Consider the following 17,333-nt stretch of genomic DNA (forward strand, 5'->3'; position numbering starts at 1 on the left):
CCATAAAAAATAGCCTCACTAGAGGCTATTTTTTAATAGATGCTCTTTAAGTTCTATTAAAAAGTATCTGCTACATACATACGTACCATCTCGCCTTCCTCATCCTTTACCAACGTTAAAAACCGCCAACCACATTTTTCATAAAACTCGGTATGGTCTGTTATTAAATAAAGTGTTTGGATGCCCTGATTACTCAAGTCTTCACGTACAAAATCTAAAATGTGTTTTGCAATGTTTTGGTTTCGATAGTTCTCTTCTACAAATAAAGCACATAAGTTTGGTGTTAAATCTTTACGCTCATGGAAGTCATTATCAATGACTCCTGCTCCAGCAATTAAATGCTTATCTTTATTTAAAACAATGTACCACTGTGGAATAGCATGCTTTTGATCAATGGAAATCTGAATACTCTCAAGATAGGCTTCCACAGGGATTTGCCATTTTTCAGAAAACCACTGTGCAGCCATTTCTTTGTATTGAGGGTAATCAGATAACCGTAATATTTGCATAAAATAAACCTATTTTGTCCAACCTTTTTAAGGTTGAGTCACTGAACTACGAATGGATTGCTGGGTTGGACTCTCATAAGTTGTTTCAGCAACTGGTGAAACACGCCATATTGTATTACCAACATCATCTGCGACTAATACTGCACCCGAAAAATCAATTGCTACCCCGACAGGACGCCCATACGCTTTGCCTTTTTCACTTAAAAACCCTGTCAAAATATCTTGCGGTGGACCAGAGGGCTGACCACTTCTAAATGGCACAAAAATGACTTTATATCCACTATGTGGTTTACGGTTCCAAGAACCATGCTGTCCAATAAATGCTCCGCCTCTAAATTGTGGCATGAGTTCGGCTGTATAAAATGCAAGACCTAACGAAGCAGTGTGGTTACCTAGAGCATAGTCTGGTTTAATTGCTCGAGCCACCATGTCAGGATTTTGTGGTTTGACTCGTACATCTACGTGTTGACCATAGTAACTATAAGGCCAGCCATAAAAAGCGCCATCTTGTACCGACGTCATATAGTCGGGCACTAAATCACTACCAATTTCATCACGCTCATTTACAACTGTCCAAAGTTTGCCACTTTGAGGCTGCCAAGCCATACCATTTGGATTACGCAGTCCTGTTGCAAATGGACGTGAATGACCACTTGCAATATCAAACTCCATAATTTGTGCACGGCCTTTTTCTTGATCTAGACCATTTTCGGCCACATTACTATTGGAGCCAACGGTAATGTAGAGCTTTGTCCCTTCACGATTGGCAATAATATTTTTGGTCCAATGGTGGTTTAGAGGCCCACCCGGTAAGTCCAATACTTTAGTACCGGTTGAAGTAATATGGGTTTCCCCTTCTTGGTAAGGAAAACGCATGAGTGAATCCGTATTGGCAACGTATAAATGATTACCTACCAGTGCCATACCAAACGGTGAGTTTAGGTTTTTAAGGAATACCGTTTTTTGGTCAGCTATACCATCGCCATTCGTATCACGGAGTAAACTAATTCGGTTTGCACTTGGATGAGATGACCCTGCCTGTCTCATTACGAAGGTCATAATTTTGCCTTTAATCCCTTTGCTGTCTTCAGGTTTAGGTGGAGCATCCGTTTCAGCCACCAGCACATCACCATTTGGTAATACATAGAGCCAACGTGGGTGCTCAAGTCCTTTAGCAAATGCTTTTACTTTTAAACCTTCTGCCGGAGTAGGCATCACACCACTTGGCCAACCTTGTGCCGGTGCTATATTTACGGTCGGAAATAAGCTTGTTTTCGGTTCAGGCAACTTTGGCTCTGGACCATAACTCTCGTTAATCGGATATTGAGAGGACGAAGCACAGCCTGTAACTAAAACGGTAGTGCCCAAAATCGGCAGTAAAAAACGTGTAAACATCTTTTATCTCCATTTATTATTTTTTCGCAATAAACACAAGGTAATGCTTTAGAAGAGAGACTTATAGTTGATTTATTTAACTGTACTGAGCATTACAGTCTATATTTTTAAAATTTTAATACATAACTGGGTGTTTTCTAGAGGTTTAACTTACTCTAATGCTTAGCTATAAATTAATACCTGGCATTTAGTTTAATTACCAAAAGTATTTATGTTGGCTGATAATACTTATTAGGTAATTTGGTCTATCGTGCCTATTTTTTAATTAAAAATTCCTTTACCCTGACTTACTTTAATTATTTTTAACTTTCACTGTAGCTCAGGTATTCAATTAAGTTCATTTATTTCTTATGTCAAAAAATTTAGCAACCTTGATTGGTTTAAGTGCCATCCTAATGTGGGCCTCTATGGTGGGCTTTGTAAAACATATTACGACCGCAATCGGTCCAGATGTTGGCATTACGCTGATCTATTCCTTAAGTGCTTTACTCCTGCTCATTATTTTTAGGGTGCCAAATTTTAAATTAATTTCTAAAAAATATTTAATTTTAGGGGCAATTTTATTTATTGCTTATGAGCTTTGCTTTTCGTTTGCACTTGCCTATTCAAAGACGGCGCAACAAGCGATTGAAGTAAGTATTGTGAACTACCTTTGGCCAAGCCTGACTGTTTTAGCTTTTGTTATTTTTAGAGAGTTAAAATTTAATGTGTTTATTATTTTAGGATTACTCATTTCAATTTCCGGTATCATTTTTATTCAGACCGGGAACGGAGATTTTAGTTTAGGTCGTGTTGTCGATAATTTTCATAGTAATCCTTTAAGTTATATTTTGGCCTTTATAGGTGCCATTATTTGGGCTTTTTACTGTGTGTTGACCAAGAAAATGGGTAAAGGACAAAACCCTATTTCTATTTTCTTTCTTGGTGTTGCCCTAACCTTATGGCTAAAATTGCTTTTTAGCGGTCAAGTGAGTTTGCCTTCACTCGATTTAAATACAATTTTATCTTTAATCGTTGCTTCTGCTGCAATTGGCCTCGGTTATGCAGCATGGAATATTGGCATTATTCATAGCAACATTACCATGCTGGTGGTTGCTTCTTACTTTACCCCAATCATTTCATCTTTACTTGCCATGCTGGTTTTACAGACAGAATTATCAATCAGCTTTTGGCAAGGTACAGCCATGGTCACGGCGGGTTCACTTATCTGCTGGCTTTCAACAAATTGGGCTGTGATTCGTTCGTATTTCAGAATAAATTAAAAGCTGATGAGTATTTATACCGAACCAGCAGCAATAGAACGGGCTGCCGTTTTTTGCTCTAATGCAAAATTTACAGCTTCTTTCGCATGAATGGTGGTGGTATCAAATAGTGGCACAGAAAATTTGATATCACCAATCAACATACAAATTTCGGTACATCCCAAAATAATGCCCTCGGCACCCTGCCCAATCAACTCTTCAACAATGGTCGTATATTTATGTTGCGAATCGGGGTTGATCACACCTAAACAAAGCTCGTCATAGATAATGCTATGTACTATTTTCCGATTTGCATCATTTGGAATAATCACCTCAATGCCACGATCTTGTAATCTGGCTTTATAAAAGTCTTGCTCCATGGTGAAAGCGGTTCCCAACAGTGCAACTTTTCGGATATTTTGACTTAAAATTTCTTTCGCTGTGGCATCAGCAATATGTATAAATGGAACCATAATGGCATCTTCAATTTGAGGCGCTACTTTATGCATGGTATTAGTACAGACTAAAATACAGTCTGCCCCTGCTTTTTCTAAATTTTGCGCTTGCTCAGCTAAGTAGGCGCCAGCTTCTTGCCATAAACCTTTCGATTGTAAGGCTGCTATTTCTTCAAAATCGACACTATTTAGAATGATTTTGGCTGAATGTAGTTTCCCTAACTTGTTCTGAACCATTCTATTAATTTGTTGATAGTAAAGTGCTGTAGACTCCCAGCTCATGCCGCCGAGTAAACCGATTGTTTTCATTATTTAAACCTTTTACTGAATCTAAAGCTTATCTATATCTTCTTCGATAAATAGACAGCTAGAATAAAATTGCTCTCTTTATTAAATTCATAACTGTTTTAAAAGATCTTTAGTTTTTTACCAATAAAAGTAAATAAAAAAGCTCCTTAGCCATAAGGAGCTTTAAATTAAACGTATAACAAATAAGCCTTTATTAAGATGAACATATACCGTTATTGATGTTCATTTTTTTATTTGAATCTAGCGCCACAATTGAAGAAGAGATGGTATTAATAATTTGGCTCATCGCTTCATTTGAAGCACTTACAATTGCTTCCATTTTTTTAGCTTTTTGATCAATTGGCTGTTTAAACGCAATTCTACAATTGAGCTGCGCTCCTCTATTCGAGATTACTTTCGGATTCGTTGATTCTAGTTGAGTAGGCGGTATTTGGCGCTTCACTACCCAAGATACGGCAACGTTGATATTGCTATTATCTACAATATCAAAATGAGAAAAGTCAGTAGAAACTCGATATAGAGGCTGATTGTTTCCAGAAAGCCCACTGCTATAACTGTCAATTGCTCCAAGTTTTTGCTGCAAACCCGCCGATAAGGTATCGCGTAATTGTGTACCCAAAGTCGATGTCCAGCGCTCATTATCAAGTACAGTCGACTTACCATTACTGTCTTGTAGCACCAACGGTGCACGGTCTAAGCGATCTGGAATCCCGACCGGCAAGACCTCAATCACCTGCACGGTCGAGTTCGAGACCGGAGTCACTTTAGGTGTAAGCGTATAATAGTTTGGTGTTGGTGAACTAGAACATGCTGTCATGGCTATCGCTGTCAAAAGCACTCCACTCCCAAGCAGCCATTTGGCTACTTTAGAGTGTTGCAATGATCGTTTCTTTTTATTTTTCATCGTTGGCCTCTGGTCTCTTACCACGAATAATAGATTCAGGATGTTGTTCAATATAGTCTGCCATTAACTGTAATGACGCAGCCGCACGAGTCATTTGTTGTAGTGCTTTACGTACATCTTGTTGTAACGGCGCATCGCTTGACAAAATAGACTCGGAAGATCTTACAGTTTTACGAACATCGTCTAAGGTTGCTTGTAAACCAGGAGCAACTTTACCATCTAACTGTTTAACCAGCTTATCGGTAGACTCAATGGCTGTATTCATATTCTTAAGCGTTTTGCGAACATCCTGCCCAATTTCGACTAGTGGGAATTTCGTTAACTTATCAGCAATTTGGGAAACCTGTGCCTGTAAACCACTTAACTCTGTTGCAGTGGTTGGAATTACTACACGGCCATCATTCAAGATTTGTAGAGTTGCAGGTTTTGCTTTAGGGAACTTATCTAAAGCAATATAGTTTTGACCCGTTAAGAGGTTGCCAGTTCTCATTTGGGCACGCCATCCATGCTCAACAAAATCTTTGAAAATGTCGCTGTTTGGATTAAGTGCTTGGCCGTTTTCAACACGTGAAGGATAAATCACTGCCTCAACACGCATGCGAATCTGCTTATAGTTGTTATAAAACTCTGCATTAATTGATTTAATACTACCAATTTCAATTCCCATGAAGTCAATTGGCGCACCCACAGCCAAACCACGTAATGAGTGATCAAAGTACATAATCACGCCACGCGGTAGACCATCCGGCTCTTTTAATGCTTCAGCTTTTGAGTCCCAAAGATTAAAACGGCTCTTGTTGGCAGCAACAGTCGCATTTGAGTTTTCAGGGAAACCAAACGCAATACCACCAGCCACAATACTTGCAAGTGATTGAGTATCTAAGTTAAAGCCTGAAGCATTTAACGTCACATCAATACCACTTGCCTGCCAGAAACGTGTGTCAGTCGTTACAAATTTATCGTACGGCGCACGAATAAACGTCTGAAGTTCTACGCTTTTACCGTCATCAGATAGCTTATAAGCTGTAATTTGTCCTACGTTAATTCTTCGGTAATAAATTGGCGAACCAATATCTAAAGATCCCAAATCATCGGCTTTCAAGAAAAACTCTTTGCCCGGCACATCGGAGGTAATCACTGGCGGTATTTCCAGACCTGTGAATTCAAGTTTTTTCTCGGGTGATTTCCCGCCATCCACTTCAATATATGAACCCGACAATAAAGTGTCGATGCCTGAAACCCCACTTGTCCCAATCCGTGGACGCACTACCCAGAACCGTGAATCTTGAGCAGCAAAATTGCTTGCATCCTTACGTAAATCAATGCGCGCAATAATATGAGATCGGTCTTCTGCAAGATCGATTTGCCGTACCACCCCAATGTCTACCTGCTTATAGCGTACTGTTGTTTTACCTGCGACTAAACCTTCGGCGGTACGAAAAGATACTTCAATGGTTGGTCCATTAGAAAGTAGTGCTTTCACCGCCAAAGAAAGCGCAATCAGCAGCGCAATAAGTGGAATAATCCAGATTAGTAGAGGCTTCCACCGATTTTTCTTTTCTTGGGGTTCTGGTAAATCATTCATGTTTTCCAGTTCAACATCTGTTTCATGATGATCTGAGGTCTCACTGGTTGTTTTGTTTTCAGACATACTCATTGTTCTTTTATTGACTGGGATTAATGGAATCATTATTCAAAGGCGAGTGTTCTGCCTGAATAATTGTGTTTTTTTCCGAAGAAACACGGTTAGGTTTATTTGTATTTTGAGATGCATAAAAATTATCCCAAATAATACGTGGGTCAAAACTTAAAGATGCAAACATGGTTAAAACCACAACCGCACCAAAAGCAATTGAACCCGGTCCCGCTAAAATAGTTGCAAGTGATTGAATTTGAATGAGAGCAGTAAGTAAGGCTACCACAAACACATCAATCATGGACCAGCGCCCTACAAACTCAACAATTCGGTAGAGTTTAATGCATTGCTCCGGTGCAAACTTCCACGCCGCGGATGACTGTATATATACAACCAACAACAGGAAATACAAAATAATAAGCTTTAGCATCGGAATAAAAATACTCGCCATAAAAATGACCACCGACACCAAATAGTCTCCACTTTGCCAAAAGTAAATTACTCCACTCATGATGGTATCTTGCTGACGGCCCAAAAGAGAGTCAGTTACGGTCATAGGAAGGACATTTGCAGGAATATAGAGAATGGTCGCAGCCACCACTAAAGCGAAGGTACGATTTAAACTTCCCGGCTTACGCTCGTGCAAAACGCTATGGCATCTAACACAGCGGAGAATTTGATTTTTATGAGCCTCAGCTTTATTTACTTTTGAGGAATTCAATAAGCCACAGCAATGACACAATATCAGTGAAAGATCTTTGGCTCTTGGATATTGTTTTAAAATCATATTGGTATTTGTGATTTTCTCAAAAGTCACATTTTTTATTTCTGCCATGGCTGTGACCTATCAATTTCATTCCATATATCACTCACCTTTACGGAAGTAATATAAACCATCAATAGGCTCAAGACCGCAAATGCCCATAGAGCAATTTCCGGAATAACAAGAACCATGCCCATTAGCTTTACAAGAGTGACCAGAATTCCAATCAGGAACACCTCAACCATTCCCCACACTCTCATAAAATAAAGTGTTCGCAAGGCACCGACTAAAAATTGGGGGCGTTTCTTTAATATACTGACCGTACCGAGTACATAGCCCAGCAATAACAAATACGTAAGTGGCACAATGAATGTAGTAATTAAAATAAGAACACCGACAAATGCCCGATCGTAATGAAACATCACCCACACGGCGCCCAGTAAAGTGGTTTCAGATATATTGCCTTGCAGTTCAATTTTGACAATGGGAAAGCTATTGGCAATAACAAATACAATGAGGGCCGTTAAAATTAGAGCTAACAATGTAGTAAAAGGCTTGGTATGCCGATAAAGCTCTGCACCACAGCAGACACAATAAGCTCTTTTTCCGTAAGCAAGCGGGACTCTACGATAGACGGTATCGCACTCCTCACAACCTGCTAATTCTTTAAGCTTCATAGTTATACTCTAAGATTTATCGTTTTACTGTGCCACAAAACTCTTTTTATTACTAAGATAAATTAAAATATAAATCAATCTAAAAGCTATATCAGACAATGGAAATTTTAGAATAAAAATTACCGTAGGTGCTGTTCAATATATCGTTGAAACTGCTGAATAATATGTACAGATTGTGTGGTGGAATTGAAAATAGAGGCCCAAATTTAAAGGCTTAAGCTGAGATAACACAGTTTTATGGCCAAAATATCTAAGATCAGCATGTGACAGCATAAATCCATCAAAATTTAGCACTCCTAAGCAGTATGGCATGTGAGTGTTTGGAAAAAAGAATAAGAAAAAATAGCGTGTGGGTCATAAAGCGGACAGGAAATCACTTAAAAATAAGAGCGCCAATAGAGCAAATTCAATTTTTTAATATCCCTAAACCCCTATTTTTCAATACAATAAATTTAATCAAAATATAAAACCAAAATATTAATCATTTTTGCATCTAAATATATAGTCCATTCAAAAATAGCAATTTTAAATCTTATACTCCCCCTTGAAACAAATATATTTATGAAAATTAATTCAAATATATTAAAAATTAATTTATGCGACACAATTATCAAAAAAATAATTTTAAGCAAATTGTTTTTTAATTTATACAAAATTAAGACCAGTATGACACTTAATAACTAGTCATTATAAATCAATATATTAAAAAAATTATTTTTCAAGCTAATTTATAAGTAAGATTCTTTAATTTCATAAAATATTCTTTATATTATTGTAAATAAATTTTACCATCCATTAAAAAAATATAAGTTGATTTAATCAGTCAGAATTACTGGTATGTATTGATCACAAGTATTTTAAAAGTATTATTTTTGATATTTAAACTTAAGAAAATCACCAGGATTGAAGGTTTGCTTAAGTAATTTTGATAATGTATTTTTAAAAATGAAAAATAAATAAATTTATATATTAAAGATAGAGCTAATAATAAAAGTGAGATCAAAATGATTGAATGGTTACAAGGTGTTTTAAAGCACAGCCCCGAAATATTATTGTTCTTATCACTCGCAATAGGTTTCTGGATTGGACAATTCCAGTTCGGAAAGTTTCAGTTTGGTGGAGTTGCAGGCTCCTTACTCGTCGCAGTTGTTTTAAGTCTTATTGGTGTGCCTGTCGATAACGGCGTTAAAGCAATTTTATTTGCTCTCTTCATTTACGCAGTAGGCTTTGAAAGTGGTCCACAGTTTTTTAAATCACTTGGACCACAGTCCATAAAAGAAATTCTTTTAGCAGTATTTATGGCAGTGTGTGGTTTAGTTACTGTTTTAGTGATGGCTAAAATTTTTCATCTCGATAAAGGCTTGGCTGCAGGTCTCGCTGCGGGCGGCATGACTCAATCAGCCATTATTGGGACTGCGGGAGACGCAATTTCTAGACTTGATCTCCCACTCGCAGAAATTCAAAGACTTCAAGCAAATGTCGCGATTGGCTATGCAGTGACTTACATTTTTGGTTCATTGGGAGCAATTATTGTCTGTGTGAATATCTTACCTAAATTTATGGGTAAAGAAATTCACGACGATGCTTTAAAAGCTCAAAGTGAACGGCTCAAAGGTGCTTTTGAATTAGCCCCAGGCCAAGAACTCGCAATGCCGGAAATTGTTGGCCGTATTTATAAAGTTAAACAAGCCAATGGGCAAACTATTGCGGAAATTGAAGCAAAAGAGCCGAGTATTACGATTGAACGGTTAAAACGTAAAGATCAGTTTATTGATGTTGCTCCTGAACTAACTTTACAAACAGACGATGTCATTTTACTGGTTGGTCGCCGTGCCAGTGTTGTTTCGGTTGCCGAGCAAATCGGTAGCGAATTACAGTCATCGCAAGGTATGGAAATGATTATGGATACCAGCGATGTCATCCTAAGAAATTCCAAATATCTCAACCGTACTTTAGGAGATATTAAGGCCAATACGCCTGCGTATTTAAAGCACGGTATTTATGTACTTGCGATTAAGCGTAACGATGAGTCCCAACCTTTAAGTAACGACACCGTTTTACGCCAAGGTGATGTAGTCACTGTCTACGGTACAAAAAGTGACCTCGACCGCTTGGTGAAAGAAGCTGGTAAAGCCCTGCCTGAAAGCTTAAAAACAGACTGGATTTTTCATGGTGCTGGCCTTGTGGTTGGTTTAGTGATTGGTCTTTTTGTGATTCATCTAGGTGATGTGCCCCTAACACTTGGCGCTGGTGGTGGTGCTTTACTATCAGGTCTTCTGTTTGGTTGGATTCGAAGTCGAAATCAGGTGCATGGCAATATGCCTTTAGCGGCTTCACAGCTTCTTAAAGATTTAGGACTTGCAGGCTTCGTTGCAGCCGTCGGTTTACAATCAGGTTTACAGGCTATTCAAACCATTAAAGAAAGTGGTCTTTCACTCTTTATGATTGGCGTTGTGGTAACACTGGTTCCTCTCCTACTTTCCATGCTCTTTGCTCGTTATGTTCTACGTTATAACAACGTTGCAGTAATGGCTGGTGCATTATCAGGTTCACGCAGTGCAAACCCTGCATTTGGGGCAATCTTAGACAAAGCAGGCAACTCGATTCCGACTGTTCCATTTGCAATTACCTATGCCTTGGCAAATGTGTTCTTAACCTTACTCGGACCACTGATTGTAGGCTTGGCCTGATTTTCTACATTGAATTAGAAATTTTATTCATCTCACTATAATTAAGGAGACGTCCCATGGGGAAAGTCGATTATTCTAAATACGCAAAACTCAGCCCATTTGAACTTAAAGATAATTTAATAGAATTAGCTCAAAGCAAAACTGACCGAATAATGTTAAATGCTGGGCGTGGTAATCCGAACTTTCTTGCCACTATCCCACGTAGAGCATTCTTTCAACTGGGTCTGTTTTCTGCGACTGAATCCGAGTTTTCATTTTCCTATATGCCTGAAGGTTTAGGTGGCTTCCCGCGCACCGTTGGTCTCCAGTCACGTTTTGATAACTTCATTTTGGAAAACCGTGACAAACCCGGTGTGGTCTTTTTAGGTAAAGCCGTGTCTTATGTACGTGACCAGTTAGGCTTAGATCCAGATCTTTTTTTACTTGAAATGGTTGAAGGGATTTTAGGGTGTAACTATCCAGTACCAGACCGAATGCTCAGAGTGAGTGAAACCATTATTAAAGAGTATGTCTTACGAGAAATGGGCGTACAAGGCATGCAAAAAAGAGATTTAGATTTGTTTGCTGTTGAAGGCGGAACAGCTGCAATGGCCTATATTTTTAACTCATTAAAAGAAAATAAAATTATTAAAAACGGCGACCGTATTGCCATTGGTAGCCCTATTTTCACGCCATATCTGGAAATTCCAAAACTTAATGACTACCAGCTTGAAGAAGTACTTATTGAGGCAGACCCTAAACTCGGCTGGCAATATCCAGAGTCAGAACTTAGAAAGTTAGAAGATCCGTCTATTAAAGCGTTCTTTTTAGTCAACCCAAGTAACCCGCCATCGGTAAAAATGAGCGATGAAGGTCTTGCGATTTTGGCAGATATTGTTAAAAAACGCCCCGACCTGATCATTTTGACAGATGACGTTTATGGTACTTTTGCCGATAACTTCAAATCACTATTTGCGATCTGTCCTGACAACACGATCTTGGTTTATTCATTTTCTAAATACTTTGGTGCGACTGGTTGGCGACTTGGTGTCATTGCACTTTCAAATAACAATGTGCTTGATAAACAAATTGCGAACTTATCGAAAAAAGAGAAGAAAGAGCTGGAAGACCGCTATTCATCTTTAACCACCGACCCAGCAAGCATTAAGTTTATTGACCGCTTAGTTGCCGATAGCCGAAATGTTGCTTTGAACCATACCGCTGGCCTGTCTACCCCACAGCAAGTTCAAATGGTTTTATTTGCGCTATTTAATATGATGGACTCACGCCAAAGCTATAAAAAAGCAGTCAAATCTGTTGTTCGTGAACGTGATGCAGCACTTTATAGACAGCTTGGTGTCGATGTCCCAACAGATCCAAATGCTGTGGACTACTACACCCTAGTCAACCTCGAAAACACTTCACGGACTCTCTATGGAGATGAGTTTGCCGATTGGGTCATGAAAAATAAAAACCCAACCGAGCTATTATTTAGAGTAGCTGATGAAACAGGTGTGGTTTTATTACCCGGTTCTGGCTTCGGTGTGCAGCACCCTTCTGCTCGTGCATCTTTAGCTAACCTTAATGAATATCAATATGCCGCAATTGGTGAATCTTTACGACGCTTTGCAGATGAAGCTTATGCCGAATACACAAAAACGAAAAAGATAAAATAAAATTATAACTAAGGTGAGGCTTTAACAACCTCACCTTTTATTTTTATATCTTAATTCCTTATTCCTACTTTTTTTACTGCAAAAATATTCCAATGCAACTTCACACCCAGTACGCCTAATAAAATTAAACCTGCACCTAAAACTTGAGTACTCGTCAACACATGATCAAAGAAGAAATAATCAATCACTATGGTCGATATTGGATAAATAAAAGATAAGATCGCAATATTATTTAAAGGTATTTTCTTAATCGCCGAATACATTAAATAGTAGAGAAATGCAGTATGCAAAACTCCCAATCCGACCACAAACAGCCATTGTTGACCGATCGGCGGGTTTTCAAAAACCGAAATAAACGGAGCCATGACAATCGCCCCGCTCAGAGTTTGTATAAATACAATTAATAAAGGCGGTGTATTACTTAATTTTTTAGTGATTAATACCGATATTGAATAAAGTGTTGTGGCAATAAGAACCAGCCCCAAGCCGACTAACTCATTAGAGTTCACCGAAGCACTGCCTAAGCCTATAATCACGATTAGCCCTATAAAAGCAATGATGGTCCATAGCACATCATTTTTATTGAGCTTTTCATGGAAGACCAAAGCCCCTAAAAATAAAATGACAAACGGGTTCACGTGATAAACAATCGTCGCTAAAGAAATAGAAGTTTTAGGAAAAGCGGCAAACAGTAGAGCCCAGTTAAAAATAATTAGAAGGCCCGAAGTCACCATTAAAAACAGTTCTTTTTTACCGAAGTATACTTTTTTAAAATGACCATAGTAGTAACAAATCGGTATTAAACACAATGCTGAAATAAGGCAACGGAAAAATACAATATTAACGGGTGATTGACCTGACTTAATCACAAATAGACCAATACTCCCTGAAAGCAGCATGGCTACGACCATTTCAAGCGTGCCGACTTTTCTTTTTAAATGATGATCATCCACGAATTTCTCCAAAAATTTATATTGTTAAGTCTTCATCTATTTTTATTTCAGATTTTATAAACTCACTTTTTCTTAGTATTCCGTGAGTTTTTAGTCTAAATAACTTGTCCTTTTTAAAATCTAGAACAATAAAATAAAAGATTAATCATGTTAATTTTTAATTAAGAAATCATTATTTCAAAATAAAAAGATGGTTAATTCATTCTAAAATACTGATTCTTTAGCTTAATAAATTTAGTTAACCCTCACTAAAAAGTAATCTAACAACTTGGTTTGTTCTTCGACTCTGTCTGAAGTCAAAAGTCCAAAAATTGTCCCATCTATCATAAATATAAAAATTTCCGCTTCGGCATATGAAACGGCTTTTTTAGTTTCCATAAGCAGGCAGAAAATTTCATTTTTAATCCATCGTCTATAACGTATCGCCGTTTGGTAAGCTGTAGGATAACTTGTTTTAATTTCAAAAATTGCTTTAAACAACAGATAATAAGCGCTCTTTAAATTGGCATGTAAGAGATAAATTTGCCTGAGTTTATGAGCGAAAGTTGAATAGTGAGTCGTTTCTATCTCCACTCTTACTTTTTCCATTAATGTGTCTTTTTGAAGTAGAAGGCACATTTCAATCAGACGTTCTTTTGAATGAAAGTAGTTATAAAAAGTAGCTTTGGAAATTTTAGTTTCGCTAATAATTCGGTCTACCCCAACCTTATGAAACCCGTATTGTTTAAATAAATCCGATGCTATGTGAAGCACGTGTAATGCTCTAAATGAAGTGCCTAAATTTTTCATGTATACCGCTTAAAATAATTTTTTGTTGTATGTAAAAAGAGATAAAAATGCCGTCACTCTTAAAATGAGTGCTAAATGCAGGCATGCGAAAACCGCACAAAATGGTGTGCTCGCCTATCTCGGGTTTATTGTTGCTATGATTTTGAGTCGTAACGATGCTTAAGGCGTAGAAAACCTACGGTCTATTGAGCCGTTTTAATGACTGTTTAGGCGGTATAAATAGAGAGAATTTGGCAAAGGCCAATAAATAAGAAATAGTACGCATGTGCGGACTCCTTTTGATTTAAAAGAGTCTTACCAATTACTGTCAAATAATGGTGGCAAGACTAGAAGGGTTGACAGACTGGTACAAAAGGAAACCAGCGCACGCAAGCGTGCCCCTCCTAGCCTCACCATAAAGGCGTGACTTAGGAGTACGCACAAAACGAAATAATACGTTGTTGTGCGCCTTTTGTACCAGCTCTGTCAAAAGCTGACTGGTAATGTGACCAGCAGGCAAAGGATAGTGCTCTGCCCTATTACAGTCAAGCACACAAAATGACATTTGTTTTAAATTAGATCATTAAAAAGTAAGGATAAATAATTAAAATTTATTGTTAAATTGGAGTGTATAAAATACTTATCAACGTTACATAGGTAGATATCGGTTTCTTGGGTAGAGATGAATTGGCCCCGATTTCTACAGCACGTGTAACTGAAGAACAGATTCAACAATTTTTTGATTATTTAGAGTCAATCCCTGAAGCAACGAAGTTTGATTAATGAAAACCTGATATAAGGCAAGTTCAGTTTTTGTATATGAAAAGTAAAAAAACTTGGCCTTTTAAGCTCAAAAAATAGCGCTTAACTTTTATGCTAATCTCATGTCTTTTATCAATTTTTATATAATTTTTTTACCCCATGATTCAGTTTTACCACTAAGTAAACTTATGTAACTTTATCCATACAATTTCTCCACAATTTAAAACTCTAACATAAACAAATAATTAGTTCTCTTTTGCTATCTTGTTGATCATTAAGAGAACACCTCTTAATTCCCTTTTCTTGAGTAACTTATCGTTATTCTGTCTCTTTATTCTGCAATTTTTTAATTCAGTATTTAAAACCGTATATTTTCACTTTAAATACTGAGATTCAATTCTTAGGCTAGATATGCGCACATCTGAAAAACAAGTAAAACCTATTGAGATTGATGATATCAATATCATCGAGAACGAAAAAACCAAAAAAGCGATTACTGCAGCTGCATTAGGTAATGCAATTGAATGGTTTGATTTCGGCGTTTATGGTTATGTGGCATACGTTCTCGGTAAAGTATTTTTCCCAGATGCTTCACCAAGCGTGCAAATGATTGCCGCGCTTGCTACATTTTCAGTACCTTTTATTTTCCGTCCATTAGGTGGTCTTTTCTTTGGACATTTAGGTGACAAATACGGACGTCAAAAAGTTCTGGCCATTACTGTCATTATTATGTCCATCAGTACCTTTGGTATTGGCCTTATTCCATCTTATGAAACAATCGGTTTATGGGCACCTATTCTCTTACTCATCGTAAAAATTGTACAAGGCTTCTCCATTGGTGGTGAATACTCAGGTGCTGCGATTTTTGTAGCTGAATATTCTCCAGACCGAAAACGTGGTTTTATGGGAAGCTGGCTTGATTTTGGATCGATAGCCGGCTTTGTACTTGGGGCTGCAACTGTCGCCTTGATCACACACGCCGTGGGTGAGGCACGCTTTGCCGAGTGGGGTTGGCGTATTCCCTTCTTTCTCGCTCTACCACTGGGCATAATCGGTTTATATTTACGAAACCGCCTTGAAGAAACCCCTGTATATCAACAGCATTCAGAGCAACAAGCACAAAAAAGCAAACCCCCAAAATTTAGTTTCAAAGAAATTTTTGTTAAACATAAGCGTAGTTTATTGGTGTGCATTGGTCTCGTAATCAGCACTAACGTTACTTACTACATGTTGCTAACTTATTTACCAAGCTATTTTTCGCATAACTTAGGCTATTCAGAAGCACATGGTGCACTTATTATCATTGCGGTTATGGTTGGCATGCTATTTGTACAACCTGTGATTGGTTATTTGAGTGATAAGTTTGGACGCCGCCCATTTATTTTTATTGGAAGCCTTTCTCTTATTTTCTTGTCCTATCCTGCCTTTGTATTACTTAACTCTGGAGTAAATTATCAAATTTTTATAGGCTTACTTATTCTTGCTTTATCTCTCAATATGTCTATCGGAGTGATGGCATCAACTTTACCAGCCCTATTTCCAACTGAAATCCGTTATAGCGCTTTAGGTATTGCCTTTAATTTCTCAGTAGTTATCGCTGGTTTAACCCCAACTCTTACCGCAACGCTGGTTGAAACTACCCACAATCTAATGGTTCCAGCCTATTACTTGATGATTTGCGGGGTGGTAGGTATTGCTACTGCAATGTATTTAAAGGAAACAGCCAATAAGCCTTTAATTGGGGGCGTGCCTATTGCTCACAATATAGAGGAAGCACAAGAGTTACTCGAAGAGTTTCATGAAACTATTGAACAGAAAATTGAAAATATTGATCAGAAAATTCAGGAGCTTCAACAAAAACGTCAAAAACTTGCTGATAAACACCCTGATATAGCATGAGTAAAGCAACGTTTTTTATAAGAGTAGCGACTTAAATGTCGCTATTCTTTTAATATATTTTTCATTCAATTTGATAGTAAAAAAGAATTAACTTAGTAAATCTATTATTAGGAATAATATTTAATAAATAAAAAAGCCAATTCTTTCGAATTAGCTTAATTACAGCAGACCAGCTTTAGTTGAAAATTGCTTCTTGGTTTTATTGTTCGCAACAATCTTCATTCGTTTTTGTTATAGGTCTAACTTAGCTTTCCATTGTGACAATTCAATTAAAAAAACACCTCAGCCTACCCCAAAACAAACTTAATACATATATAAGTTATTTTAGAGAACTGCATCACAATTTTGATGGGTGCTTATGATAAACAGCTACACAGCAAAAGGTTTAAATCTATTATGCTTGAGTTATCTAATTGTTAAGTATGTATGATGGAACAGCAAACTTTATTACAAGAACTGAACTCACTCATTGAATACTATTCAAAAAGAACCGATTGCCCGCCTAATCGAATACGCATCGGCTATAGAGCTTATGCAAAACTCATGCAGTGCCCGCCTTTTGCCGATGAAGTAATAAACTCGGCGCTCGATCCAAATAAGCGGAAATATAAAAAAATAAAAATTAAAATTACCAAAGATGATGATCAGTTAGAAATTGAATAGTTTGGTTAAAGATAAAAGCCCATAAACTGAGCTTTTATCTTCTATATAAAACAG

At 37.5% G+C, this 17,333-nt stretch carries 14 protein-coding genes and 1 pseudogene; 6 read left to right on the top strand and 9 right to left on the bottom strand.

Features of this window, described 5'->3' with window-relative positions:
- Positions 1-56: 56 nt before the first annotated feature.
- Positions 57-509, bottom strand: coding sequence for a GNAT family N-acetyltransferase (locus tag EGT34_RS04485; RefSeq protein WP_001166562.1), 453 nt, complete (start codon positions 507-509; stop codon positions 57-59).
- Positions 510-536: 27 nt separating this feature from the next.
- Positions 537-1,904, bottom strand: coding sequence for a PQQ-dependent sugar dehydrogenase (locus tag EGT34_RS04490; protein WP_031974739.1), 1,368 nt, complete (start codon positions 1,902-1,904; stop codon positions 537-539).
- A gap of 350 nt (positions 1,905-2,254) precedes the next feature.
- Between EGT34_RS04490 and yddG the strand changes: the two genes are divergently transcribed.
- The gene (gene yddG / locus EGT34_RS04495) at positions 2,255-3,166 is read left to right on the top strand and encodes an aromatic amino acid DMT transporter YddG (protein ID WP_000042004.1); all 912 of its coding nucleotides are present in this window, start codon (positions 2,255-2,257) and stop codon (positions 3,164-3,166) included.
- A gap of 14 nt (positions 3,167-3,180) precedes the next feature.
- On the opposite strand, the gene EGT34_RS04500 is transcribed toward yddG, so the two are convergent.
- From EGT34_RS04500 to EGT34_RS04520, 5 genes are all read right to left on the bottom strand, one after another.
- The gene (locus tag EGT34_RS04500; RefSeq protein ID WP_000848608.1) at positions 3,181-3,909 is read right to left on the bottom strand and encodes an aspartate/glutamate racemase family protein; all 729 of its coding nucleotides are present in this window, start codon (positions 3,907-3,909) and stop codon (positions 3,181-3,183) included.
- Positions 3,910-4,102: 193 nt separating this feature from the next.
- Positions 4,103-4,813, bottom strand: coding sequence for a PqiC family protein (locus tag EGT34_RS04505; RefSeq protein ID WP_000791280.1), 711 nt, complete (start codon positions 4,811-4,813; stop codon positions 4,103-4,105).
- On the bottom strand, positions 4,803-6,470 hold the full coding sequence (locus EGT34_RS04510) for an intermembrane transport protein PqiB (protein ID WP_002016783.1): 1,668 nt from the start codon (positions 6,468-6,470) through the stop codon (positions 4,803-4,805). The genes EGT34_RS04505 and EGT34_RS04510 overlap by 11 nt, the downstream gene beginning before the upstream one ends.
- 7 nt (positions 6,471-6,477) lie before the next feature.
- Complete coding sequence (locus tag EGT34_RS04515) at positions 6,478-7,284, bottom strand: paraquat-inducible protein A (RefSeq protein WP_000807918.1); 807 nt, start codon at positions 7,282-7,284, stop codon at positions 6,478-6,480.
- Positions 7,272-7,889 (bottom strand): paraquat-inducible protein A, encoded by a 618-nt coding sequence (locus EGT34_RS04520; protein ID WP_000768111.1) that lies wholly within the window; start codon positions 7,887-7,889, stop codon positions 7,272-7,274. The genes EGT34_RS04515 and EGT34_RS04520 overlap by 13 nt, the downstream gene beginning before the upstream one ends.
- A gap of 1,004 nt (positions 7,890-8,893) precedes the next feature.
- On the opposite strand from EGT34_RS04520, the gene aspT reads away from it, so the two are divergent.
- Both aspT and EGT34_RS04530 read left to right on the top strand, forming a co-directional pair.
- A complete protein-coding gene (gene aspT / locus EGT34_RS04525; RefSeq protein WP_000574044.1) occupies positions 8,894-10,579 on the top strand; it encodes an aspartate-alanine antiporter in 1,686 nt (561 codons plus the stop codon).
- Between the two features lie 56 nt (positions 10,580-10,635).
- Complete coding sequence (locus EGT34_RS04530; protein WP_000520925.1) at positions 10,636-12,234, top strand: bifunctional aspartate transaminase/aspartate 4-decarboxylase; 1,599 nt, start codon at positions 10,636-10,638, stop codon at positions 12,232-12,234.
- A 50-nt stretch (positions 12,235-12,284) separates the two neighbouring features.
- Here the strand turns inward: EGT34_RS04530 and EGT34_RS04535 are convergent, their stop codons facing one another.
- Both EGT34_RS04535 and EGT34_RS04540 read right to left on the bottom strand, forming a co-directional pair.
- On the bottom strand, positions 12,285-13,187 hold the full coding sequence (locus EGT34_RS04535; RefSeq protein ID WP_000340904.1) for a DMT family transporter: 903 nt from the start codon (positions 13,185-13,187) through the stop codon (positions 12,285-12,287).
- Positions 13,188-13,421: 234 nt separating this feature from the next.
- The gene (locus EGT34_RS04540; RefSeq protein WP_000792947.1) at positions 13,422-13,976 is read right to left on the bottom strand and encodes a TetR/AcrR family transcriptional regulator; all 555 of its coding nucleotides are present in this window, start codon (positions 13,974-13,976) and stop codon (positions 13,422-13,424) included.
- A 639-nt stretch (positions 13,977-14,615) separates the two neighbouring features.
- Here EGT34_RS04540 and EGT34_RS04545 point away from each other — a divergent pair.
- From EGT34_RS04545 to EGT34_RS21115, 3 genes and pseudogenes are all read left to right on the top strand, one after another.
- Positions 14,616-14,738, top strand: a pseudogene (locus EGT34_RS04545) (ADP-ribose pyrophosphatase); the annotation flags it as partial.
- A 390-nt stretch (positions 14,739-15,128) separates the two neighbouring features.
- Complete coding sequence (gene proP / locus EGT34_RS04550) at positions 15,129-16,616, top strand: glycine betaine/L-proline transporter ProP (protein WP_001260519.1); 1,488 nt, start codon at positions 15,129-15,131, stop codon at positions 16,614-16,616.
- Positions 16,617-17,045: 429 nt separating this feature from the next.
- The gene (locus EGT34_RS21115) at positions 17,046-17,279 is read left to right on the top strand and encodes a hypothetical protein (RefSeq protein WP_000437831.1); all 234 of its coding nucleotides are present in this window, start codon (positions 17,046-17,048) and stop codon (positions 17,277-17,279) included.
- Positions 17,280-17,333: the final 54 nt, after the last annotated feature.

Source organism: Acinetobacter sp. FDAARGOS_558, from assembly GCF_003937785.1.
GTDB classification, from domain to species: domain Bacteria; phylum Pseudomonadota; class Gammaproteobacteria; order Pseudomonadales; family Moraxellaceae; genus Acinetobacter; species Acinetobacter baumannii.